The following is a 23,536-nucleotide window of genomic DNA, read 5'->3' as shown; positions in this document are numbered from 1 at the left end:
CGTGGCATTAACATTGCTTAGCTATAATGCCATCATTTTATAAATGCCTCCAAAGGAGAATAGTGTGAAATTTTTTATTATTTCAGGGCTTATTGCTTTGCAGTTGTGTGCTTCGGTCTACTATGCCAAGGTAGAGCCTGTTGAAGTGTATACCATTAAAGCAAACACAAGTGGAACAGTACATGCCGTAGCAAGGGAGTACGAAGGGGAGGTGGCTTCGGGTTTGGTTGTTGTGCAGCTTGATGATACGCTCGATAAAATTGAACTGACTAGTTCTGCTCAAAAACTTGCAGCACTAAAAGGAATGCAAGAGGCCACAAAAGCAAGTTTGGCAAACCTCGAAGCCATTGCAGCGGTTAAAGAAGACCAATACGCGCGGATTAAGGATTTGAAAACCAAAGCTCAAATAGCCAAAGAAGCCGAATACATTGCCCTAATGACGGCCAATAACCAAGCTATTTCTACCCGCTCAACCTTGCATAATCTAGAAAGCCAGATTGCAGATTTGTTGTTTAAAATCGAAAGCCTAGAAGACACTATTCGCAAAAAACGCATTGAGTTGGAGGGTTTGTTGGTGTATGCTTTACATGTAAACGAGCGCGACTATGTGAGCGTGGGAACAACACTTGTTGAAGCCCATGATGTGCGTCAGGGAAAACTCACTCTCTTTCTTAGCGCCAACGATGCCCAAAGTGTCGCTACAAAAACCATCTATTTGGACGACGCGCCAACGTCAATAAAACTGGATAAGCTTTGGCCTGTGGCGGACGCACAAAATATCTCTTCTTATAAGGCGCAAATCATCATCCCCGCGCCCGAGGTGTTTTCACGCCTTGTGAAAGTGGAGTTTAAGTAGGTGGAATACACCACATGCCCTTTGGATTGTTTTGATGGATGTAGTGTTGAGTATGAGGCTGGAAAAAAACTGCGGGGAGAAAAAGCCCATCCTATTACACAAGGGTATTTGTGCCCCCATTTAAACCACTGGTTTAAGCACCCACGCCTTGAAAAAGCACGTGTGGAGGGGACTGAAGTCCCTTTGCACACAGCACTTGAAGCGGCCATCGCAAGCCTCAAAGAAACCCCTCCTCATAAAATTCTTTTTTACAAAGGAAGTGGCAATCTCGGTCTGATGCAAGGGGTCACCAAGCTCTTTTTTGCAAAGCATGGTGCAGTCATTGCCAAAGGAAGTTTGTGTGATGAGGGAGGTGGTTTTGGTGTAGAGGAGGGGCGAGGACTTAACCTGACGCTTTCTCCTTTACATGTAAAGGAGGCTGATGTGGTTGTTTTATGGGGGAGAAATCCCACCGTAACCAACACGCACATGCTTCCTGCACTTCAAGGCAAAACGCTCATCGTCATCGACCCTGTGGTTATCATGCCAAGCGCGCAGTTGCATCTGGCTATTCGTCCGCGCGGGGATGTGTACTTGGCACTGCTTTTAGCGCGCATTGCCTACATGGAAATGCTTGAAGATGTGGCGTTTATTGAGGCGCGTACAGAAGGGTTTGAGGAGTTTAAAGAGCTCTTTTTGTGGACACCTATTAGGGTGTTGGCCCAGCGCTGTGGGCTTTCGCTTGAAGAAGTGGCGCACATGCTAACACTCATGAAGGGCAAAAAAGTTGCTTTTTTGGTGGGGACGGGTGTGCAACGCTACGCCCATGCGCACACAGTTTTACGCGCTATTGATTCTTTTGCTGCCATGATGGGGTGGCTAGGAACGTGGGGAAGTGGCGTGGGGTATTTGAGTCAAAGTGGCGTGGGTTTTACCAATCCGTTTGATGTGCCTTCCAAAGAAGCATCACTGGTAAATGTGGATTTTTCTGCCTATGAGGTGGTTGTTATTCAAGGAGCGAACCCCATTAGTCAAATGCCGACTTCTTCTGTAGTGCGTACGGGTTTGGGGAAAGTAAAAAAAGTCATCTACTTGGGCCTCCATGAAAATGCTACTTCTGTGCTAGCAGACATTGTGTTGCCTGTAAAAAGTTTTTTAGAAAAAGAAGATCTCAAAGCAAGCTATGGTCACCATTTTTTGGGCCGCATGCCAAAGTTGACTGAAAACCAAAATGCCTTAAGTGAGCATGAATTTTGCACCGCACTGATGGAGGCTTTTGGCTATGAGGCTCCTAAAAGTGAGCATAGCTACATTGAAGATTTTTTAGTTTCAGGTGCCGTGGAAAAAAAAGGAAGATGGCAAAATCGTCTTTATGAAACGTGGCCCTATGAAAAAACGTTTTATACGTCCAGTGGAAAATTTTGCTTTTTAGAAACTTTTGATGATACCTTGGAAGCGGAGGGAATGTGGCTGATATTTGCCAAGTGGGAGCGTTCGCTCAACTCCCAGTTTTTGCCTCATCATGCGTTACATGTACCGCCTTCTTTGGGTCTAAAAGATGGAGATGAAATTCGTCTTAACAGTCCTTATGGAAGCTGTGTTTATGAGGTAGTAAACGACATAAGGCTCCGAAAAGATACCTTCTTGCTCCATTCTGGAGCCAACAACGCCAATGCCCTTACGCCTTCTTTTGAGACCGAAGAGGGACACAGCGCAGCGTATCAAGAGATGCATGTTACTTGGGAGCGCGCATGAAAACAACGCAACTGCTTGAAGATGCATTGCTTTTGGTGGAACAGAATTTTTACTTTTTGCATGCTGGACAATTCTTTGGAAAGCTTGCCAAAACAGCCGAGTTTGACGAGTCGTTACTTGATGTTTCATTGGTGTGTGATACCTTACACACGTACCATTTTCACCCAAAATTCACCAAAGCAGTGTTAGAAGACGCTAAAGACAACAGCGATGAGGTGAGTTTGTTTGATTATTTTGTGGCGTTTAATGCGTTTCGAGGTATCTGTATGGCAACCGTAGAGGCCTTGCGCCTTAACTCCTCTTTTTCTGATTTTTTGCACGTACGTTTGGGTGAGCGGTATGAGGATTTTTTCGACCTTCTCTCTTTTGTGCGCAATGTTCTCTCCCACAACATTCACGCTGAAATCGCCTTAAACGCAAAAGACTACGAAGGGACACTAAAACGTATTCGGCGCATGGGGCGCAATCCTCATGTGGTGTTTACTTTTGTCTATGCACAGGATTTGCCTGAAATTTCTCCGCCTTATGAGGGGTATGGCTTTACATGTATCATTAATTTTGAGGCTCTTGATGAGGGGATGGAGTTTTTAGAAATCATCCCCTTGTGGGAGCTTTTTATGATAAGTGAATTGTGTTTTAACCTCACTCAAGCCTTTAGAGGAAATATTGCCAGTAGCTCAGTGCAATAAACGTCGTTAGTCCAATGGCCAAAAGATTAAGCACAAGGCCAAAACGCATCATTGTAAAGGTATTTACCACGCCTGTACTCATGGCAACAGCGTTAGGCGGCGTGGCAATGGGCAACATAAACGCATAGCTTGCACAAATGGTTGCAACCATCATCAAAAGTTCAATCTGAATATCTGCCATTTTTCCAAGAGCAAAGATAATGGGTAAAGCGATGGAGATGAGCGCGGTATTGCTTGTAATTTCCGTAGTAAAAGTGATAAGCGCTGCCACGCAAAGAATGAGCAATAGTGGTGAAAAATCAGAAATAGCCATCAAATAACTAGCAATTGACGAAGCAAGTCCCGTGTCAGAAAATGCTCGCGCAATGGAAAAGCCCGCCCCAAATAAAAACATAATTTCATAAGGGACTTTTTTAGTATCTTCCCATTTTAAAAACCCAATTTTCGGAAAAAACATCACCAATCCAAAGCCGAGTAAAATGACGCTCTCATGGATACCAAGGCCGTTGTAGTAAGGCTTGATGGGTGAATTTACTAACAAAAGAAGCACCAAACCCCCCAGTATCCACAAGAGGCGTTTTTGGTCGCTTGAGATCACTTTGGTGGTGTCAATTTCACGTATATTTTGGCTAAATTTAAGCCCAAACGTCAGTACAAAGCACGAAACAACAAGCATCATGGAAGCCAGTGGAATGGTTAACATAATCCATTTTACAAAAGGAATGAGCTCCATCGCCTCTTTTTGCATGAATCCTAGCAAAATCATATTGGGCGGCGTGCCAATAGGTGTGACTATTCCTCCAATGCTTGCCCCATAAGCGATGGCAAGAATGAAGCGGATTTTGAGTTGGGTATCTGAGGTAAGAAAAGAGGCAATAGGAATGAGCAACAACGCTGTGGTAGTGTTGGATAAAAAAGAGCTCAGCACTGCCGCTGTGGTAGCAAGAGAGAAGATAATGCCCCGTGGAGTAGAGGGGAAGACATTGAGAATTTTAGAGGAGATGAATTCGTGTAAGTGGATTTTTTCCGTCGCAACTGCCAAAATAAAACCACCCAAAAAGAGGTAAATGATAGGATTGGAGTAATTAGGAGCCGTTGCATTAATACTAATAATATCCAATGAGGGAAAAAGAATAATGGGCAAAAGAGAAACAACCCCAATGGGCAGTCCTTCGTTGGTCCACATTGTTACCAAAAAGGCAATGAGGCCAATGAGCCTTGCTTGAATGTCATTAAAAACCAAAAGCCCAATCCCATATCCAATAAGTCCAATCACAAGCCCCATGGCGATGAGTTTTAGTTGCATTTCTTGGGTTTTTTCCTGTGGCATGTATCCTCCGCTGTGATAAAATCAAGGTAACTGTGTCGCGCTAGAAATGATTTTAACAGTGGGATGGGAGATTTTTGGGATGTTTTTACCCCTTACATGTAAAGGAGAAAAAAAGAGAAGAGGATGTGTAAAATGGTTACGTTTAGGGCAGTGGTTTTTGCATGTTTGCAAAAACCACTGCTAGAGCGCGTGGACTAAACAGCTTCTTCGTCTGTTTCGCCTGTTCGGATTCGGATGATTTTTTCGATATCGCTCACAAAGATTTTTCCATCACCAATTTTTCCTGTTTTGGCAGAGCCGACAATAGCATGAAGGACTTTGTCAAGCATTTCGTCTTTAACGACCAGTTCGATTTTTACTTTGGGTAAAAAATCTACTACGTATTCTGCCCCGCGGTAAAGCTCTGAGTGTCCTTGTTGGCGACCGTAGCCCTTTACCTCGCTGACTGTCATGCCCGTAAGTTCAAGCTCAGTCAAAGCCTCTTTTACATCTTCGAGTTTAAAAGGCTTGATGATTGCTTCTACTTTTTTCATACTCACTCCTTATCGGTTAATCTTGTTGAATTCTGGGTATGCTTCTAGGCCACATTCGTGTACATCAAGCCCCTCGTATTCTACCTCTTCGCTGACGCGAATACCCATGGTAATTTTGAGAATATACCATACAATAAAGGAAGCGATAAAGACAAATAGGCCAATCACAACAATCCCTTTAATTTGTGCAAGGATGGAAACATCAGGGTTAAAGATGCCTACTGCTAGGGTTCCCCAGATGCCACACACCAAGTGAACACTAAGTGCACCCACAGGATCATCAATGCGTAGTTTGTCGAAGAAAGGCACGGCAAGCACTACCAAGATACCACCGACGATGCCATCAATAAAGGCAACATTCATGCCTAAATCCGGCCCTGCTGTGACGGCAACCAAACCGCCAAGGGCACCATTGAGCACCATGGTTAAGTCTACGCGCTTGTAGATGAGTTGGGTTAAAATCATCGCCGTAATCGCACCAGCAGCTGCAGCCATGTTAGTGCTGGCAATGACCGAAGCGATACCATCGATGTCATCTTTACTACCAAGGGCAAGTTGTGAGCCGCCGTTGAAACCAAACCATCCTAACCAGAGAATGAATGTACCTAGGGTTGCTAAAGGAAGGTTGGAGCCTGGAATGGCCTTGATGCTTCCGTCTTTGCTGTACTTTCCCTTGCGTGCACCAAGAAGTAAAACCCCAGCTAATGCTGCCCATCCGCCCACGCTGTGGACAATCGTAGATCCTGCAAAGTCAGAGAACCCTTCAAGTAAACCACCAAGTTCAGAACCGCCCCATGTCCAGTGCCCTTGAAGTGGGTAAATAAAGGAGGTAAGAACAAAAACAAAAATGATAAACGGCCACAATTTCATGCGCTCAGCAATGGTGCCTGAGACTACAGAAGCGGCTGTTGCAACAAAGACCATTTGGAAGAAAAAATCTGCCATGGTGGGATAGTCGCCACCACTTTCAGCCACAACAGGGCCAATGCTTCCAGAAAGTGCGTTGCCATCACCGTACATCAAGTTGTACCCAATAAAGTAGTAGGTGATACCTGCTAATGCATAAAGCGTGATATTTTTGGTCAGAATGGTGGCGGTGTTTTTAGACCGTGTAAGTCCCGCCTCCAGCATCGCAAAGCCCGCAGCCATCCACATGACCAGGGCACCCATGATGACAAACAAGAAGCCATCAAGAACGTATTTTACATCAGCAAAGTTTTCCATTTGCTCTCCTTTTTGAAATGTTGAGAGCAGTATAACAAGGAAATTGATTTTTAATAGACACTTGATTGATTAAAATATAGGCACAATGGGGTAAACTTGTTAGCGAGGCAATCCCTTACAATGAAAAAAATACCTCCATCAAAACATCTAAAAAACAAGATATTGGAGACAAACCCACGGGTGAGGCACCTCTGTTTGCTTTGTGGAGCCTTCTTGGATGTATTGGTTGAAAGAAAAAAAGAAGCTAATTGATTAAAAATTAATCAATCAATAAATAGCTTTGGAGGCTTTCGAGGCAGGGATTTTGAAATTTTTGAAAGCGTGTTCAAGAGTGCTTCAAGGCAGCGTAATGTGTAATTTTTGTCGATATTTAAGTATTAACACACTAGAATTACCCACTTGATTAGGAGCTTGATTGAAGACATACCATAAGGTGTTGCTTATTCTTTTTTTTGTCCTTGTAGGATTGCTCTCCTTCAAGGGATACAAAGACTATGTGCAAATCAAAAGCGCGTACCAGATGGTTGCCCTTGAAGAATCCAAAACACTTGCCAATGCTATTGTTGCTTTTCGTGAAACTTACCAAAGCCTTTTCCTAGACCACAACATTTCAATCAACACAACCACCGCACCCTTGTTTCCCCATAAGGCAACAGAATTAATAGCGCAGAAGTTTCAAACCCTTGATGGTGCACGTAAAGAAGCGCGCGTGTATGTTCCTCTAAAAAAAGCTCTGGATGAGCAAGTGATGGACGCGAGGGCTTTTGAGTACTTTGTGGCTCACCCCGATGAGGCGCACTATTTTTTACCCTTATCTGGCCATGAGTACTACTATGCTACACCTTTTTTTGCTTCTGCTTTGTGTGTTTCGTGTCACAAAGGCGAGCGTACCTATGAGGAAGGTGCTTTGGTGGGGGTTGTTGGGATTGAGGGGAAAAACACTAGACTGATTACTGCTTTACAGGGTGATTATTTTTCTTCAATGGTGGCGTACGGTGTCCTTGGAATTATGATTTATATACTGTTGGCTTATTTTGTCAGAAAAGGTTATGTGCGCGATGAGCATTACCGTGTCACGCTGGAAAAGGAGCTCAAAGAACACCTTGAAATGTTAAGTCAAAAAAGTGAAGAGATGCATTATCAAATCTTTCATGATGCGCTGACAAATTTACCCAACCGCAATCAGCTTATGCAAGATTTAAGTACCAAAGAAGGAAGTGCGCTGGCGCTCATTAACATTGATGATTTTAAACAAATCAATGATTTTTATGGTCAAGAAATTGGGGATGAGGTATTGGTTTCTTTGGGGCAGCTTGTGCTTACATTTGCTAAGCACCACCGCGCCCACGCATACAAGCTTCATGCGGATGAGTACGCGATTATGTTTCCGCAGATTGTTCCACGCGTTTTGGAGAAAAAAATCCACGCACTTTTGGAAGAATTGCGTCAGTTTATTCTCATTACGGACGAAGATCACGACATAGACATTATGGCGACCATCGGTGCGGCAATTGGCGATGAAACACTTTTGGCCCATGCAGACATGGCTCTTAAAAAGGCAAAAAAAGAACGTATTTCGTACCTTTTGTATGAATCTTCTATGGAGATTAAGGAAGAGTATGAAAAAAATATCGAATCCTCTCGAAGGCTTAAGCGCGCTATTCGTGATGATCGCATTGTGCCTTACTACCAAGCCATTGTCTCTTTGGAGAACAAAAGTGCAAAACGCTATGAGGTTTTGATGCGTCTTATTGGTGAAGACGGTAGTGAAGTGGCGCCAAATTCTTTTTTACATGTGGCCAAAAAAAGCAGGCTTTATAACCAACTCACACGCATCATCATTACTAAAAGTTTTGAAGCGATGCGCCCTTGTGATGCTGTTTTTTCGGTGAATGTTTCCATTATGGATATTTTAAATCCCAAGACGGTCGCTTTTATTCTTGAAAAAATCGATCAGTTTCCCGAGCCAGCGCGCATTACCTTTGAAATCTTGGAGAGCGAAGGAATTGAAAACTACAAAGATGTTTTGGAGTTTGTGCGTCAGGTTAAGGCCAAAGGCTGTAGCATTGCTATTGATGATTTCGGGTCGGGGTATTCGAGCTTTGAGCATATTTTGAATTTACATGTAGACGTGCTTAAAATTGATGCTTCACTCATTCGTTCTATTGATACCAATAAAAACGCACGAGTAACTGTCGAGACCATCCTCTCTTTCGCTAAGGCACTCGGCATTAAAACGTGTGCAGAATTTGTCTACTCCAAAGAGATTTACGATATTTTAGAGGGCATGGGAGTGGATTATGTGCAGGGGTATTATCTTGCGAAGCCTTTGCCCTTTGAAAAACTCTAATGTAAAAAGCATCAAAGACGCACAGGCTTGGCGCAAGTAAGGTTTTAGTGCAGAAGTTTATCGATGAGTTCTTTGTATTTTTTTTCGATGACGTGGCGTTTTTTCTTGAAGGTATTGGTTAACTCCTCGCCAGGTTTGAATTCTTCGCTTAAAAAATGGATGTTTTGCAGTTTCTCAAAGGGTTTAAACCCTTTTTGCGGGTGCAAGAGTTCGTTCATCTTAGATTTGATTTTTTGGGTGAGCGGTTTGTTTTCTAGTAAGTGTTCGACACTGTGTACCACCTCGCCATACTGTTCTAGCACATAATCTTTAAGCTTATCAAAATCTGGCACAATAAGAAGTCCTAGCCCTTTTTTGTCATGCCCTACAAGGATAGCGTCAGTCACAAAAGGAAGCATGGAAAGGGTGGATTCGATACGGCTTGGATCTACGTTTTCGCCGTTGGCTAGGACGATGATTTCTTTGGAGCGCCCTGTGATGAGTAGTTCGTGTCCGAGGGTAAATTTGCCCAAATCCCCTGTTTTTAAAAATCCATCTCCCGAGAAGGTTTTGGCGTTTTCTTCGTGAGCTTTGTAATACCCTGGCGTGACTTGGGGGCCTTTGACCCAGATTTCTCCCACTTCGCCGATGGGCACGTCACCACCTGATTTGTTAACAATGCGCAGTGTCGTGCCAGGTACCGCGTAGCCAATGGTGCCAAACACGTCGCATAATACCCCGCGCCCTGCGATGGCGGGGGCGCATTCGGTCATACCATAGGCGTTAACGATGCGAATACCAAGAGCGTCAATCCACTCGTCCAAATACTCAGGCAAACTTCCCCCGCCACTAATGGCAAGACGCAAGCGTCCGCCAAATTTTTCTTGTACCAAGGTGAGCTTTTTTTTAGCAAATGCGTTGAGCGGGGAGAGGAAAAAACAGGCTAATGAGGCTTTACATGTAAGGAAAAATTTCTCTATTTTAGACAAAGGATAAAAACGGGGAAGTTGGTTTTTGCGCAAGCGGTCATGGTAGTTGTATGCTGCGCTAATGCGTACAAGTTTGTTGAAAATCTTGGCTTTTTTCGGGTCTTTTTTCTCTAGGGCTTGGTTGATTTTACTGTACATGGATTCCCAAAGGCGCGGTACGGTGGCCACAAGGGTGGGGCGGTAGTGTTCGAGGTCACTGGCAAAGGTTTTGATGGTGGAGTAGATAGTTGTGCAGCCATAGGCAAGAGATAAGTACTCGGCTGAGCGTTCAAAGATGTGCCAAGAAGGCAAGATAGAGAGCCACGTTTCTCCCTCCATGAGACCAATCATGGGGGCCATATGGGTGACATTGTGCATAATGTTTTGGTGGGTTAAGATAACGCCTTTTGGTGTGCCTGTGGTGCCCGAGGTGTAGATGAGGGTAAAAATATCTGGAGCGTCAAGGTGCTCTTTTTGGTCGATAAAGGCTTGGATTTCTTCATCGCTGATGGTGCGGTCTTTGAGGAGATCGTTGTAAGAGTAGAGGGAATCAAATAAAGTATGTACTTTGGCGGCTTCAACGATAAAAATGGCTTTTTGGTTTTTTAGCACTCCCTCGTAGCGCTCGTATAGCTTTTGGGTTTCGACAATCAAAAACTCTGCTTCAGAATGCTTGAGGATGAAGTCAAGCTCAAGGGCTGGCGTATCGGAACCTCTTGGGATGCTGATGGCCCCTAGGGACAACAATGCCAAGTCGGTGACAATCCACTCGTAGCGGTTGTCGCACACAAACATCACCTTGGTGCCTTTGGTGATTTTTTTGGCCTTAAAGGCGCGGGCAAGTAGCAGGGCATCTTCAAAAAGTTTTTCGTAGGTTACGGTGTATTCGGTTTCACCAGCGCGGTAGATAAAAGCCGCTTGGGTTTTATAAGCGAGGTAGCTTCGGGTAAACATATGAAAAAGCGTAGGACCAAAGGGCACAAGATTTCCTTTACATGTAAGATGGTTGACCAAGGCCCAAACGTGCCTCAATCGGCCGTAAGGCCACAATCACTTCGTGAATCAGCATATCAAGTTCCATGTCAAGCATGGCCGCACCTTTTTGGATAACCTCACGGTTGGCCCCTGCGGCAAAAGAGGCTTGTTTGAACTTTTTCTTTACAGATTTGACTTCCAAATCTTGCAACGAGCGGGAGGGACGCACAAGGGCACAGGCAATGACAAGGCCTGTAAGCTCATCTACCCCGTAAAGGGTTTTTTCCAGTTTGCTTAACGGCTCAACGTCGGTGCAAAGGCCCCAACCGTGGGACATGACAGCGCGAATAAACGCCTCCTCATACCCCTTTTCTCGCAAGATTTCTTGGGTTTTGTAGCAGTGCTGCTCGGGAAATTGCTCATAATCCAAGTCATGCAACAATCCTACCATTCCCCAGTACTCGGGGTCTTCGCCAAACAGTGTAGCAAAGTGGCGCATAGCCGCTTCAACAGCCAAACCGTGGGTGACAAGCGCGTCCCCATTGTAAGCAGAAAGTAAGGCAAATGCTTCCTCGCGAGTGGGCATGGGTTTCTCCTGTTTTGAAGCCCTAAGGGTACCGAAAAAAGCCTTACATGTAAGTCAAGAGAGTTTATACTTGACTAAATCAATAAGAAAACTTGACAAAAAAGCAAAGCTGAGGTATTATTTCGCCAAATTATCCCAAGGACTTTCATGGAGCAGCACAAACGTAGTATCGCCAAAGCCATCTCATGGCGCGCCACAGGCACGCTAGATACCATTCTTATCAGTTGGCTTGTTACAGGAAGTGCGACAGCAGCGGTGTCTATCGGGGTTTTTGAATTAGTAACCAAAACCTTTTTGTACTACGGCCATGAGCGGGTGTGGAATCGCATCAGTTTTGGCAAGGCCAAGCCCGAAGCCGAATACCACATCTAAAGGAAAACCATGAAAGATAAAATCGTCATTTGGCGCGAGGCAACCCAAGGAAAAACCACCCAAGAGGTGTTGGACTACTTTTTAAATACCTTACATGTAAAGATTGCTTTTGCCTCTTCTTTGGGCGTGGAAGACCAGGTGTTGAGTGATTTGTTGTACAAGACCCATCCCAATCCACGCATTTTCACCCTCGACACAGGCCGACTTCCCGCTGAAACCTACGCGCTTTTGGAAAAAACACGCACCTATTATGGCAAACCCCTAGAAGTGTTTTTTCCCAAAGCCGAGTTGGTAGAGCCTTTGGTGAGTGAAAAAGGGATGTTTAGCTTTTACGCGTCCATTAAAGAGCGTAAGGCCTGTTGCTATGTGCGTAAAATCGAACCGCTAAAACGCGCCCTTGCGGGGCTTGAGGTGTGGATGACGGGCCTTCGCCGCGCCCAGTCGGTCACAAGGGAGAAGATGGAATGCATCGAATGGGACGAGGCCAATGGCCTTGTGAAGCTCAATCCGCTCATCGAGTGGAGCGAAGAAGAAGTGTGGGAATACGTGCGCACCCACAACGTGCCAGTGAACGCCTTGCACGCCAAAGGGTACCCAAGCATCGGATGTGCGCCTTGTACCCGTGCGGTTAAGGAGGGCGAAGACGTGCGTAGTGGCAGATGGTGGTGGGAAAATCCTGAACATAAAGAGTGTGGATTACACGCAAAATAGGTACCAAGTGGTGGTGCTCATGAGCGGATTTTCGAGGACACAAAGCGTTCAGGAGAACGCTGTCTGAGAACCCTCGGAGGTTTGCCAGGACGGCAAACCGAGAATGAGCGAATGGGTGCCACCACTTGGTATTCACATTGAAAAGGGAACGTATGGAAAAACATCGGTTAAGTCACCTGAAAAAACTCGAAGCCGAGTCTATTCACATCATGCGCGAAGTGGTGGGGGAGTTTGATAATCCCGCCATGTTGTATAGCATTGGCAAAGACAGTTCGGTGATGTTGCACTTGGCGCTAAAGGCCTTTTACCCTTCAAAACCGCCTTTTCCACTCTTACATGTAGACACCACATGGAAGTTTAAAGAGATGATTTCCTTTCGGGATACGCGCATCAAAGAGCTTGGATTGGAACTGTTGGTACACGTCAACCAAGAGGGTGTACGCCAAGGGGTTGGGCCCTTTAGTCACGGGAGCAAAATCCACACAGACATCATGAAAACCGAAGGACTCAAACAAGCGTTAAACCAGTACAAATTTGACGCGGTCTTTGGTGGGGCGCGCCGCGATGAAGAAAAAAGCCGTGCCAAAGAGCGCATTTTTTCCTTTCGGGACGCCTTTCACCGTTGGGACCCTAAAAATCAACGCCCTGAATTGTGGAACCTCTACAACGCGCGGGTCAACCAAGGGGAAAGCATGCGGATTTTCCCTCTTTCTAACTGGACGGAGCTTGATATTTGGCAATATATTTTTCTGGAAAATATCCCCATCGTGCCTTTGTATTTTGCGAAAAAACGGCCCATCATCGAGCGTGATGGCATGAAAATCATGGTGGATGACGACCGCGTGCCTTTGCGTGAGGGCGAATTGGTACGGTATGAGAGCGTGCGGTTTCGCACCCTTGGGTGTTACCCACTCACGGGCGCAGTAAGTTCAACGGCAGACACTTTGCCAGACATCATCCAAGAGATGCTGCTGACTAAAACCAGCGAACGCCAAGGCAGGCTCATCGACGCAGATCAGTCGGGGTCGATGGAAAAAAAGAAACAAGAGGGGTATTTTTAAGATGCACACACCACAGATACAGAGCGATATTTTGGGGTACTTAAAAACCCACGAGAACAAGGCGATGTTGCGTTTCATCACCTGCGGGAGCGTGGATGATGGCAAAAGCACGCTCATTGGGCGGTTGTTGCACGATACGAAGATGATTTTTGAAGACCAGTTAGAGGCCATCACTAAAGAGAGTAAAAAAGTGGGCACCACAGGCGAGCGGGTGGATTTGGCGCTTCTTGTGGATGGGCTTCAAAGCGAGCGCGAACAGGGCATTACCATCGACGTGGCATACCGTTACTTTACGACCGATAAGCGCAAATTTATCATCGCCGATACGCCTGGTCATGAGCAATACACGCGCAACATGGCCACGGGTGCTAGCACCGCCGACGCGGCGATTATCCTCATCGACGCGCGGCACGGCATCCAAACCCAAACGCGGCGCCACTCCTACATCACGCGCTTACTTGGCATCACCCACACCATCGTGGCTATCAATAAGATGGACTTGGTGGGGTACGCGCAAGAGGTATTTGAGCGCATTAAAGCGGAGTATTTGCACTTTGCGGGAGAGATTGGCATCAAAGATGTGGTGTTCATCCCCTTAAGTGCCCTTGAGGGGGACAATGTGGCCTCCAAAAGCCCTGCCATGCCATGGTACGAGGGAGAGAGCTTGCTTGAAACCCTGGAAACCGTCCCCGAAGCACAAGAAGCCGAAGCGCCGTTTCGTTTTCCTGTGCAGTGGGTGAATCGCCCCCATTTGAACTTTCGGGGCTTTAGCGGTTCGGTAGCCAGTGGCACAGTGCGCGTGGGAGACTCCGTGCGCGTGTTGCCCTCAAACCAAACCTCTAAAATCGCTTCTATCGTGACCTATGATGGGGAGCAAGAGAGTGCCAATGCGCCCATGGCGGTGACGTTGACACTAGAAGATGAAATCGATGTGAGTCGGGGCGATGTGTTTGTGCATGCCCACGACGTGCCAGATGTGTGTGCGGCATTTGAAGCGACTTTGGTGTGGATGAGCGACGCGCCCTTGCGCCTTGGGATGCCCTATGCGCTTAAGATGAACGCTAAAACGGTGGATGGGTTTGTGGAAGAGGTGCTCTTTCGCAAAGACGTCAACACCCAAGAAGAACACCCCGCCCAAACTTTGGGACTCAATGACATCGGCAAGGCAAAAGTGGTGCTCTCCTCCAGTGTGTTGTGCGACACTTATGAAGCCAACCGCAACACGGGACGGTTCATTCTCATCGAGCGTTACACCAATAAAACGGTGGGTGTGGGGATGATTGTGGGCAAAGCCAAAGAGGCCAAACAAGCCCATGCGGTGAGTGAGTTTGAAAAAGATTTAAACCTTTTTGTGCGCAAACATTTCCCCCACTGGGAAGCCAAAGACGTGAGCGTGCGTGAAGACTTTACGATATAGCCTTCTTGTAAGAAGGCAAAGCACCAAGGGTGCGCGAGCCCTCTGCTGAAGAGAACTCAGCGTTAGCGTAGCTTTTGGAGCTTTACTTCAAAAGCGTATTAAAAAACATGAAAAGGATAACGATGAACGTGATTATCAATGAAGAAACAAAAACGGTTCCCGAGGGGTTAACCCTTGTTGAGCTTTTAAAGGTGGAAAACGTGGAGATGCCTGAGACGGTTTCTGTGCAGATTAATGGCGTATTTATTCGTCAAGATGCCTACGCTTCCACCTTGATACAAGAAAATGATACCATTCACTTTTTATACTTCATGGGAGGGGGCGCATGAGAGCGTTTAGTGATGAGGAACTAGAGCGGTATTCGCGGCATATCTTGCTTCAAGATGTGGGCATCGAAGGGCAAGAGAAGATTATGGACGCAAGCGTGCTCATCATCGGTGCGGGTGGTCTTGGTTCGCCTATTGCCCTGTATTTGGCGGCTGCGGGGGTTGGGCGCATCGGTCTTGTAGATGGAGATGTGGTGGATTTAAGCAACTTGCAACGCCAAGTCATCCACACCACTGCGGAGATTGGCACCCCTAAAGTCCTTTCAGCAAAGCGTAAAATCGAGGCCATTAATCCCCATGTACATGTAGAAACGTACCAGAGGATGGTGGATGCATCAAACATCGTGGAGCTGGTGAGCAAATACGATTTTATCATCGATGGGACGGATAATTTTTCCGCCAAATTTCTCATCAACGACGCGTGTGTATTGGCTAAAAAACCCTACTCTCACGGGGGGATTTTGCGCTTTGGGGGTCAGACCATGACCATCGCGCCCCATGAAAGTGCGTGCTATGCGTGTGTGTTTGACGCCCCTCCACCTGCAAACGCCGTGCCCACGTGTTCGAGTGCGGGGATTTTGGGCGCCGTAGCGGGGATGTTAGGCACCATTCAAGCCACCGAAGCGCTCAAATACATCACAGGCGTGGGCGAATTGTTGCACAACAAGTTGCTCAGTTTTGATGCGAAAACCATGCAGTTTCGCACCATTAACCTTGCCAAAAACCCCGCGTGCCGCGTGTGCGGCGGGACGGGCATCACCCATGTGCGCGACTACGAAGCCGTGGTCTGCGAGATGAAGCGATGATTATTTTCCCTAAAGCGGCCTTTGAAGCCATCCAAACCCACGCCCAGCGGGATTTGCCCAACGAAGCGTGCGGGTATTTGGTAGGAAAAACGGGCGAAGTGGTGTACGCGCTTCCCATGACCAATGTGGACGCCAGCCCTGAGCATTACACCTTCGACCCTCAAGAACAATTTAATGCGTACAACCGCGTGAAGGCTGAGGGGTTAACGCTTATGGGTGTGTACCATTCCCACCCAAACACGCCTGCGCGTCCCTCACAAGAGGACATTAAACTTGCCTATGACCCGAATGTGAGTTATGTCATTGTCTCCCTTGCGGGGGAAAAACCCGATGTGAAATCCTTTCGCATCGTCAAAGGGGAGGTTACTCCCGAAACGATAAAGGTAGTACCATGAGCCATTTTCCACACCAAATCCATGAGGATTTTGCGAGATTTAAAGAACAACATGCCGCCTATTTGCGCGGTGATTTGGACGCGCTAGCCTTTAAAACCATGCGCGTGCCTTTTGGCGTGTACGAACAGCGCGAGGCAGACACGTACATGGTGCGCATCAAGCTTCCTGGCGGGAAAATCACCCCCGCGCAGTTGCGCCAAGTGGCCCTCCTTGCCAAAGAATACGCCCACGAGCACTTGCACATCACCACGCGCGGCGGCGTGCAGTTGCACAATGTGAACATCACCTCCATCATCGACATCATGAGTGCCTTGCACGAAGTGGGGCTCACCGGACGTGGCGGCGGGGGAAACACGGTGCGCAACATCACCGCTGACCCGTTGGCGGGCATCGCGCAGGATGAAGCCTTTGACCTTTCTTTACATGTAAAGGCCCTGAGCGAAAAAATCCTCGCTTCCACGGACTCGTACAACTTGCCCCGAAAGTACAAAATCGCCTTTAGCAGTTCTGAGGCTGACCGCGCGCACGCGACCATCAGTGACGTGGGCTTCATCGCCAAAGTCAAAGACGGACAGTGCGGGTTTGCGCTCTATGTGGCGGGTGGCATGGGAGCCAAATCTCGCCTTGGGAGTTTGTTTGCGGAGTTCATCCCTGAAAAGGAAATCCACCTCTACACCCAAGCCATCAAGCAAGTGTTTGACCGCCATGGCAACCGCAAAAACAAACACGCCGCACGCTTGCGCTTTTTGATTGAAGAGTTGGGCGAAGAGTCCTTCCGTGCCCATGTGGAAGAAGAATTAGCCAACGTCAAAGCTAAGGGAGGGTGGGAAATCGACCTCGTTTCTTCGCCTTCTGTGCCTGAAAAACTCATCCCATTTACGCCTCCAGCTTCCCATGAAGCGTGGTGGAATCGCTATGTCTTTTCCCAAAAACAAGCAGGACTTTTTGGCTGTAAAGTGCCTATTTATTTGGGAGACATTCACTTTGAACATGCGCTCAAATTTGCCGATGCCCTCGAAGCAATAGGTGAAGATGTGGTGCGTTTTAACAGCGACCAAAACCTCTACGTGCGCAACCTCACCCCCGAACAATTGCTAAACCTGCACGAGGTTATCACCTTGCTCTCTCCTGATTCCAAACTGCCCACCCTTTTTGGGGACATGGTGGCGTGTACGGGCGCGGCGACGTGCCAGCTTGGCATCGCTAGACCCAGAGGCGCGGTAGAAGCTATCCATGAAAGACTTGCGGGAGTGCAAGAACGTTATGGTGAGCTTGATGGGTTTAAAATCCACCTCTCAGGGTGCCCCAATAGCTGTGGTAAACACCTTGTGGCAGACCTTGGGTTTTTTGGAAAAGTGGCGCGCAACGAAGGCTACTCGTACCCTGCCTACAACGTGGTCGCGGGTGGAAGCATCACAGGACTTGGCAGTGCGTTTGCCATCAAGTGCGGCAGTGTCGCGGCCTTTTTTGTGCCTGCGTTTGTGGAAGCTGTGCTAGAAGAGTGGCGCAAACACGTGAAGCAACACGCGAGTTTTCATGCGTGGGTGACCCAAGCAGGTGGCGCAAAAATACTCGAAACCATTCTAGAGCAGTTTCAAGAAGTGCCTTCTTTTAAAAAAGACAAAAATCCCTACTTCGATTACAACTGTGAAGAACTCTTTTCTCTCAAAGGACGAGGCACGGGTGAGTGTAGTGCGGGAATGTACGACTTGATTGAGTCGGATAAAAAAGCCTTGCAAACGGCACTTAAAGAGGGCAGTACTGATTACAAAAACATCCGCTTTTTGAGTGCGCGCATGTTGCTCGTGACGCGCGGGGAAGACGCTAGAGACGAAGTGCGCGCCTTGGAACTTTTTAAAAAACACTTTATAGAGACGACCTTGTTAAACGCCTATTTTGGCACTTTGCTAGAGGGCGAAGCGGATGAACGCGCGGTGGAACTGGCCGAAGAAGTGCTCAAACTCTACGAACGCATGGATCACACATTTCATTTTGCGGGGGCAAAAACAGCCCAAGCACCTAATGTAGCCGAAGCACCCAAAGCGGCTTTTAGCGCTGTGTTGGAGAAAGATTACCGAGGCGTGGCGTGCCCCATGAACTTTGTCAAAACCAAAAATGACCTTTCTAAAATGCAAAAAGGAGAGGTGTTGGAAATCTTACTAGACGATGGCGCGCCCATCGACAATGTGCCCCGTTCTGTCCAAAGCGAAGGCCACAAGGTGGAAATCTTGGGTAAAGAAGGTGAGGCATGGCGCGTACGCATCATCAAAGCTTAGCGTGCCTAAGCGTCGCGCTCACGCCTAAGAAAACCTTGCTTATCGGGGCGGGGAAAATCGCCGCCCAAAAAGCGCGAGCCATGGACAAGGTGGGCTTTGCGTACGAAGTCATGGCCCAAGAGATTTGCGACGCTTTTTTTGCCGACAAACCCGTGGTTGTGATGCCTTTTGACCCTTTACATGTAAAGGGTTTTGAAGTGGTAATCGACGCGACGGGCAACCCTGAAGTGGCTAAGGAATTGGTCGCATTGAAGCAAGCCCACGGGTTTTTACTCAACGTCGTGGACGTGCCGCCGCTGTGTGATTTTTACTTTAGTGCGCTGTGCGTGCGGGGCGCGTTGCAAGTGGCGGTGAGTAGCACAGGCGCGTCACCTTCCCTTGCCCAAGAGGTGCGCGACAAGGTGGAGCGTTTGTTGCCCCGTACCCTTGACCCGCTGTTAGAACGCCTCAAACACGCGCGAAGCGTGGAAAATGCCCCGCCTCAAACCTTGCGTGCCATCGCCAAAAGCGGCGTGGGCAAGGTGTTTTTGATAGGATGCGGGCCAGGAAGCGTGGACAACCTCACGGTGGGCGCGTTGAGGGCTTTTGGGCTCTTGGATGTGGCACTCATCGACGCGTTGGTTTCGCCTGAAATTGAGGCGTTATTGCCCCTTGCATGTAAGAAGGTGGACGTGAGCAAACAAAAAGGCTTTCACACCAAAACCCAAGAGGAGATCAACGCCATGCTCGTAGCGTACGCCAAAGAAGGGCTGTGTGTGGGACGGCTTAAAGGGGGCGACCCGTTTATCTTTGGGCGACTGCACGAAGAAAAGGCCGTCTTGGCGGAAGAGGGCATCGCCTATGAGGTCATCAACGGCGTGAGTTCGGCACTTGCTGCGTGTAATGCTGCTGGCGTAGTGCCGACCCTGCGCCGCGTGTCAACGGGCATGACTATCGTCTCGGCGCACTTGCGGGAGAGTCGGTTTAACGATGATTGGGTGGAGATTTTAAACAAACCTGCCCACACGGTCGTGGTGCTCATGGCGCAAAGTTTTGCAAGCCAGATTAAGGCTTCGCTGTTGCGCGCGGGGATTTCCCCTGTGTTGCCCGCTCTTTTTGTCTCAAACATTGACCGTGAAGGCGAGTGCGTCATAGCCGGTTGTGTGGAAGATTTAGATAAAATGAGCGCTTTGGCACCCCGTCCTGCTGTGTTGATTTTGGGAGAAAGCGTGGGCGATGCGTATCGCATGACTGATGACCCCTTAAGGTCATTCGCTCATTCTCGGTTTGCCATCCTTGGCAAACCTCCGAGGGTTCTCGGCCAGCACTCTTCCTGAGTGCTTTTGTGGACTTGAAAATCCGCTCACAACCTTAAGGGGCCATCAGAAACTTTAAAGCAAGGAATTTAACCGATGAAATTTGCCACCAAGGCCCTACGTTTGGGTGCTCATGATGCCCACGGCGCGATGCGCTTTCCGATTTACCAAAGTGCGGCCTTTGAAGCCAAAGATGCCGCGGCCCTTGAAGCGGTGTTTAAAGGGCAATCCGCCAACCACGCCTACACGCGCTCCACAAACCCTACGACCCAAGAGTTTGAGGCAAGGGTGCGCGGGCTTAGCGGGGCCTTTGGGGTAGTGGCGACGGCTTCGGGCATGGGAGCGATTTCCAATGTGCTGTTGGGATTGTTGAAAACGGGCGATAATTTTATCGCCACTAATCACCTTTTTGGCAATACCATTTCGCTCTTTAATACGCTCTTTGAAGACATGGGCATTGAGGTGCGTTACGTGGAACATGCAAGCGAGGTGGAAGCGCACATCGACGCGAATACGCGGCTCTTTTTTTGCGAAGCTTTGAGTAACCCACAGCTTAGCATTGTGGATTTTGAAGCACTTAACCCCGTGTTGAAGGCTCACAATATCCCCCTCGTGGTGGACACCACTATGACGCCTTGGAACATCTTTGACGCGAAGGCGCACGGGGTGGATGTGGAAGTGGTTTCGGCCACCAAGTTTATCAGCGGTGGCGGGCATGTGCTTGGGGGTTTGGTGCTTGAATACGGTACTTTTGATTGGGCGAAGGCCCCTAATCTAGCGAATTTTTACGCCAAATTTGGCCCCAATGCGTTCATCGCCAAGCTACGCAAAGAGACTTACCGCAACCTTGGTGCGTGTCTCTCACCCCAAAGTGCGTACTTGTTGGCCCTTGGGCTTGAGACCTTAGACTTGCGCGTGAAGCGCAGTTGCGAGAGTGCGCTGAGGTTAGCGCAAACCCTTGAAAAAAAGGGGTTAAAGGTGCACTATCCTTTGCTTGAAAGCTCGCCTTATTGTGACCTTGCGACCAAGACTTTTAGTCAAGGTGGAGCGCTTTTGAGCCTTGATATGGGCAGTAAAGAAGCCGCGTATGCCCTTATGGATAGCTTTAAGATTTTTAAACGCGGCACGAACATTCAGGATAATAAATCGTTGGCCATTGCGCCATATCATACCATCTATGCGGAGTTTTCCCACGACCAAAAGAGCGCGTGGGGTGTCGGCGAGGGGCTAATCCGCCTCTCCATCGGCCTTGAAGACCCTGAGGATTTGGAAACAGATTTTACGGAGATATTATGAAAAAAACCAAAGTCGCCGCGCTTCTTAGCGGGGGCATCGACTCAAGCTATACGGCGTATTTATTAAAAGAAGCAGGTTATGAAGTGGAGGGCGTGTACCTAAAACTGCACGAAGATGAGAGTAAGCACGCCATTAACATCGCCAATGTGGAAAAAGTTGGGGAGTTTTTGGACATCAAAACCCATGTCATCGACGCCAAAGCGGAGTTTAAAAAGGTCGTGTACGACGCCTTCGTGGCTTCGTACGAAGCAGGGCTTACGCCTAATCCTTGTGCTTTATGTAACCCGCACATGAAGTTTGGCTTGGCCCTTAGAAAAGCCCTAGAAATGGGGTGTGAGAAGATTGCCACGGGGCATTATGCGCAGGTGAAAAACGGGCGCATCGCTGAGGCAGTGGATGAGAGTAAAGACCAGAGTTATTTTCTTTTTGGCATTTCCCAAGAGGCGATTGAGCGTGTGATTTTCCCTCTTGGAGGGCTTATCAAAGAAGAGCTTAAGCCCATCGCTTTGGAAAAATTGCCGTGGCTTGGGTCGTTGCAAACGTACAAAGAGTCCCAAGATGTCTGTTTTATCGCCAATGATTACATGGAGATTTTGCGTTTACATGTAAAGGCAGATGAGCCCGGCACCGTGACCGACCAAGAAGGCAACACTGTGGGTACGCATCAAGGCTACATGCACTACACCGTGGGCAAACGCCGTGGTTTTCGCATCGACGGCGCACACGAACCCCACTATGTGTTGCGCACCGACCCTAAAACCAACACCGTCGTGGTGGGCAAAAAAGAGGAGTTGCAAACCACCTTTGTGCGGGCTAAAAACCTCTCCCTGCCTGTAGATTTTAAGGAAGGTGAATACGGTATCAAAGTCCGCTACCGCAGTCCCAAAGTGCGCGCTCATGTGCGCCTTCTTGGCGAAGAAATCATCGCCCAGCTTCAAGAGCCCGTCTACGGCGTAGCCGCAGGCCAAGCCCTTGTGGTGTACGAAGAAGACAGAGTGCTAGGTGGTGGGTGGTTGGAGTAAAAATCGTGCGTTCTTGAGGGCTTTACATGTAAGGCCCTTTGGGGAATTAAAAACTCCTATCTTACCTCTTTCTTCTAAAGCAACCAAATTTTAAGACATGACGTATAAAACCTTAAAATAACCAAATAAAATCATCATACTTTTTACTTTTTACGGTATTTTTTGTCAAGGAGAGTATAGTTTCAAAAATCACTCCAAGGGGTAGCCGATGAATTTTAATAAAATCAGATCATTTTGCCAAAAGTTCCGCATTGTGTTGGGCTCTGTTTTGATTGTTGTGGGGATTTTCTTGCTGGGCAAAGCCTCTTATGCGCCTTGGTTTTTTCTTGGGGTTATCCCTTTGATTGCAGGGTTGTTAAACTTTTGTCCTCTTTGTATCATCACCAAAAAGTGTGATATTTCTAAAAAATAAGCCTTACATGTAAAGACTTTACCGCCTCTAGAGCGCCCCAAAGACTTTTTTTAGCAAAGGGGTGCTTCTGGCGCTAATGCTGTTTCTGATCTTCTCTTCTTCTTTGGCAATGATGGCAAAGAGCCCCTCAGCGGTTTTTGTGCTCATATACGCGTCCAACTCTTCCTTACTTAAAAGCGCTCCATTACCCAAGGTAACCCCGCTCACCGAAGAGGCGATGGCCATTAAATTAGAGTTTTTTACGCTAGTGGCCAGCGCGCTTTGGCTGAGGTTGTCGTAGTACTCTTTTACATTGGTGTAATACGTATAGACGCTGTTTTTTTCCATGTTGGTTTGGATGATGGGCGCTACGGCAATCACTATGTCTGCGTTTGTTTTGTTTTTAAAGTAGGTAGTGGCGGCGTTGTCACCGCTTGTGAGGATGCCCTTGGCGTCTTCTACGCTCATACTTGAGAGGGCATTTGCAAAAAGAGGGGCGATGGTGCTCACGGATTCTTCAGCCGCCCTGTTCATCGCCAAAACAAAATCATCCACATACCGCGCGCCACCGGCTTTTTTGACCAAATCTGCTGCATTTTGCATGCTTTGGGGCATCAAGATTTTTACCAGTTGGTCACCATAAAAGCCATCAGTTGTGCCAAGTTGGGCGATGGATGCCTCTATGCCTTTGCGCAAAGCCTCTTTTAATCCTTGGGAAACTTCATGGGAACTTAGCGCGGAGAGCGAGGCTGTGCTATCGGGATTATTTGAAGATTCAAGGAGGGTGGTTCCTTTTTTTAAGAAACTGTTTAAGTCAAAAGCATTGGAAGAGACTACGCTTAAAGAGGCAAGTAGTAGTATGTTTAAAAGGGGTTTCATCGGGATATTTCCTTTCGTGAGGGCGTGTTTGAAGTTTTTAAGAGTTGCATGGTGCGTCTCTCATT

The 23,536-nt window shown here is 47.7% G+C and carries 22 protein-coding genes; 16 read left to right on the top strand and 6 right to left on the bottom strand.

Annotated features, from left to right (window positions below; genetic code table 11):
* The first annotated feature begins 64 nt into the window (after positions 1-64).
* Genes JWV37_RS06385 through JWV37_RS06375 form a run of 3 tightly spaced genes read left to right on the top strand, consistent with a single transcriptional unit; the run spans position 65 to position 3,279 of the window.
* On the top strand, positions 65-856 hold the full coding sequence (locus JWV37_RS06385; protein WP_205458951.1) for an efflux RND transporter periplasmic adaptor subunit: 792 nt from the start codon (positions 65-67) through the stop codon (positions 854-856).
* On the top strand, positions 857-2,590 hold the full coding sequence (locus JWV37_RS06380) for a molybdopterin-containing oxidoreductase family protein (RefSeq protein ID WP_205458950.1): 1,734 nt from the start codon (positions 857-859) through the stop codon (positions 2,588-2,590).
* Positions 2,587-3,279: a hypothetical protein gene (locus tag JWV37_RS06375; protein ID WP_205458949.1), complete on the top strand. Its 693-nt coding sequence runs from the start codon at positions 2,587-2,589 to the stop codon at positions 3,277-3,279. The genes JWV37_RS06380 and JWV37_RS06375 overlap by 4 nt, the downstream gene beginning before the upstream one ends.
* Here JWV37_RS06375 and JWV37_RS06370 read toward each other — a convergent pair.
* From JWV37_RS06370 to amt, 3 genes are all read right to left on the bottom strand, one after another.
* The gene (locus JWV37_RS06370) at positions 3,245-4,609 is read right to left on the bottom strand and encodes an SLC13 family permease (RefSeq protein ID WP_240332066.1); all 1,365 of its coding nucleotides are present in this window, start codon (positions 4,607-4,609) and stop codon (positions 3,245-3,247) included. The two genes, JWV37_RS06375 and JWV37_RS06370, sit on opposite strands and share 35 nt — an antisense overlap.
* A gap of 194 nt (positions 4,610-4,803) precedes the next feature.
* Positions 4,804-5,142 carry a P-II family nitrogen regulator gene (locus tag JWV37_RS06365; RefSeq protein WP_205458948.1) on the bottom strand — a complete coding sequence of 113 codons (339 nt, stop codon included), beginning with the start codon at positions 5,140-5,142 and terminating at the stop codon, positions 4,804-4,806.
* Positions 5,143-5,151: 9 nt separating this feature from the next.
* Positions 5,152-6,366: an ammonium transporter AmtB gene (amt, locus tag JWV37_RS06360; RefSeq protein ID WP_205458947.1), complete on the bottom strand. Its 1,215-nt coding sequence runs from the start codon at positions 6,364-6,366 to the stop codon at positions 5,152-5,154.
* A gap of 415 nt (positions 6,367-6,781) precedes the next feature.
* Here amt and JWV37_RS06355 point away from each other — a divergent pair, with 415 nt between their 5' ends.
* The gene (locus tag JWV37_RS06355; RefSeq protein ID WP_205458946.1) at positions 6,782-8,716 is read left to right on the top strand and encodes a bifunctional diguanylate cyclase/phosphodiesterase; all 1,935 of its coding nucleotides are present in this window, start codon (positions 6,782-6,784) and stop codon (positions 8,714-8,716) included.
* Positions 8,717-8,760: 44 nt separating this feature from the next.
* Here the strand turns inward: JWV37_RS06355 and JWV37_RS06350 are convergent, their stop codons facing one another.
* Positions 8,761-10,644: an AMP-dependent synthetase/ligase gene (locus JWV37_RS06350; protein WP_369407661.1), complete on the bottom strand. Its 1,884-nt coding sequence runs from the start codon at positions 10,642-10,644 to the stop codon at positions 8,761-8,763.
* Positions 10,645-10,654: 10 nt separating this feature from the next.
* The gene (locus tag JWV37_RS06345; protein WP_205458945.1) at positions 10,655-11,224 is read right to left on the bottom strand and encodes an HD domain-containing protein; all 570 of its coding nucleotides are present in this window, start codon (positions 11,222-11,224) and stop codon (positions 10,655-10,657) included.
* A 147-nt stretch (positions 11,225-11,371) separates the two neighbouring features.
* Here JWV37_RS06345 and JWV37_RS06340 point away from each other — a divergent pair, with 147 nt between their 5' ends.
* The 12 genes from JWV37_RS06340 to JWV37_RS06285 all read left to right on the top strand — a co-directional run bounded on the left by JWV37_RS06340 (position 11,372) and on the right by JWV37_RS06285 (position 22,613).
* A complete protein-coding gene (locus tag JWV37_RS06340; RefSeq protein ID WP_205458944.1) occupies positions 11,372-11,596 on the top strand; it encodes a DUF2061 domain-containing protein in 225 nt (74 codons plus the stop codon).
* A 9-nt stretch (positions 11,597-11,605) separates the two neighbouring features.
* Positions 11,606-12,307 (top strand): phosphoadenylyl-sulfate reductase, encoded by a 702-nt coding sequence (locus JWV37_RS06335; protein ID WP_205458943.1) that lies wholly within the window; start codon positions 11,606-11,608, stop codon positions 12,305-12,307.
* A 152-nt stretch (positions 12,308-12,459) separates the two neighbouring features.
* Positions 12,460-13,368, top strand: coding sequence for a sulfate adenylyltransferase subunit CysD (cysD, locus tag JWV37_RS06330; protein WP_205458942.1), 909 nt, complete (start codon positions 12,460-12,462; stop codon positions 13,366-13,368).
* Position 13,369: 1 nt separating this feature from the next.
* Positions 13,370-14,785: a sulfate adenylyltransferase subunit CysN gene (cysN, locus tag JWV37_RS06325; RefSeq protein ID WP_205458941.1), complete on the top strand. Its 1,416-nt coding sequence runs from the start codon at positions 13,370-13,372 to the stop codon at positions 14,783-14,785.
* Positions 14,786-14,907: 122 nt separating this feature from the next.
* On the top strand, positions 14,908-15,114 hold the full coding sequence (gene thiS / locus JWV37_RS06320; protein WP_205458940.1) for a sulfur carrier protein ThiS: 207 nt from the start codon (positions 14,908-14,910) through the stop codon (positions 15,112-15,114).
* Entirely contained in the window at positions 15,111-15,917 is an 807-nt protein-coding gene (locus JWV37_RS06315; RefSeq protein WP_205458939.1) for a HesA/MoeB/ThiF family protein, read from the top strand. Before thiS ends, JWV37_RS06315 begins: the two co-directional genes overlap by 4 nt.
* Positions 15,914-16,312: a M67 family metallopeptidase gene (locus tag JWV37_RS06310; RefSeq protein ID WP_205458938.1), complete on the top strand. Its 399-nt coding sequence runs from the start codon at positions 15,914-15,916 to the stop codon at positions 16,310-16,312. The genes JWV37_RS06315 and JWV37_RS06310 overlap by 4 nt, the downstream gene beginning before the upstream one ends.
* Positions 16,309-18,588 carry a ferredoxin-like domain-containing protein gene (locus JWV37_RS06305; protein ID WP_205458937.1) on the top strand — a complete coding sequence of 760 codons (2,280 nt, stop codon included), beginning with the start codon at positions 16,309-16,311 and terminating at the stop codon, positions 18,586-18,588. Before JWV37_RS06310 ends, JWV37_RS06305 begins: the two co-directional genes overlap by 4 nt.
* Positions 18,561-19,904 carry a uroporphyrinogen-III C-methyltransferase gene (gene cobA, locus JWV37_RS06300; protein WP_205458936.1) on the top strand — a complete coding sequence of 448 codons (1,344 nt, stop codon included), beginning with the start codon at positions 18,561-18,563 and terminating at the stop codon, positions 19,902-19,904. The genes JWV37_RS06305 and cobA overlap by 28 nt, the downstream gene beginning before the upstream one ends.
* A gap of 75 nt (positions 19,905-19,979) precedes the next feature.
* Positions 19,980-21,179, top strand: a complete 1,200-nt coding sequence (locus tag JWV37_RS06295; protein WP_205458935.1) for an aminotransferase class I/II-fold pyridoxal phosphate-dependent enzyme — start codon at positions 19,980-19,982, stop codon at positions 21,177-21,179.
* Positions 21,176-22,201 (top strand): tRNA 2-thiouridine(34) synthase MnmA, encoded by a 1,026-nt coding sequence (gene mnmA, locus JWV37_RS06290; protein ID WP_205458934.1) that lies wholly within the window; start codon positions 21,176-21,178, stop codon positions 22,199-22,201. The genes JWV37_RS06295 and mnmA overlap by 4 nt, the downstream gene beginning before the upstream one ends.
* A gap of 208 nt (positions 22,202-22,409) precedes the next feature.
* Positions 22,410-22,613, top strand: a complete 204-nt coding sequence (locus tag JWV37_RS06285) for a YgaP family membrane protein (RefSeq protein WP_205458933.1) — start codon at positions 22,410-22,412, stop codon at positions 22,611-22,613.
* A 27-nt stretch (positions 22,614-22,640) separates the two neighbouring features.
* Here JWV37_RS06285 and JWV37_RS06280 read toward each other — a convergent pair whose 3' ends face one another.
* A complete protein-coding gene (locus tag JWV37_RS06280) occupies positions 22,641-23,471 on the bottom strand; it encodes a DUF4197 domain-containing protein (RefSeq protein ID WP_205458932.1) in 831 nt (276 codons plus the stop codon).
* Between the last annotated feature and the right edge of the window lie 65 nt (positions 23,472-23,536).

The organism is Sulfurospirillum tamanense (assembly GCF_016937535.1).
GTDB lineage: Bacteria > Campylobacterota > Campylobacteria > Campylobacterales > Campylobacteraceae > Sulfurospirillum_B > Sulfurospirillum_B tamanense.
Note: the sequence above shows the minus strand (reverse complement) of the source record. Positions and strands in the feature narration are given on the sequence as shown.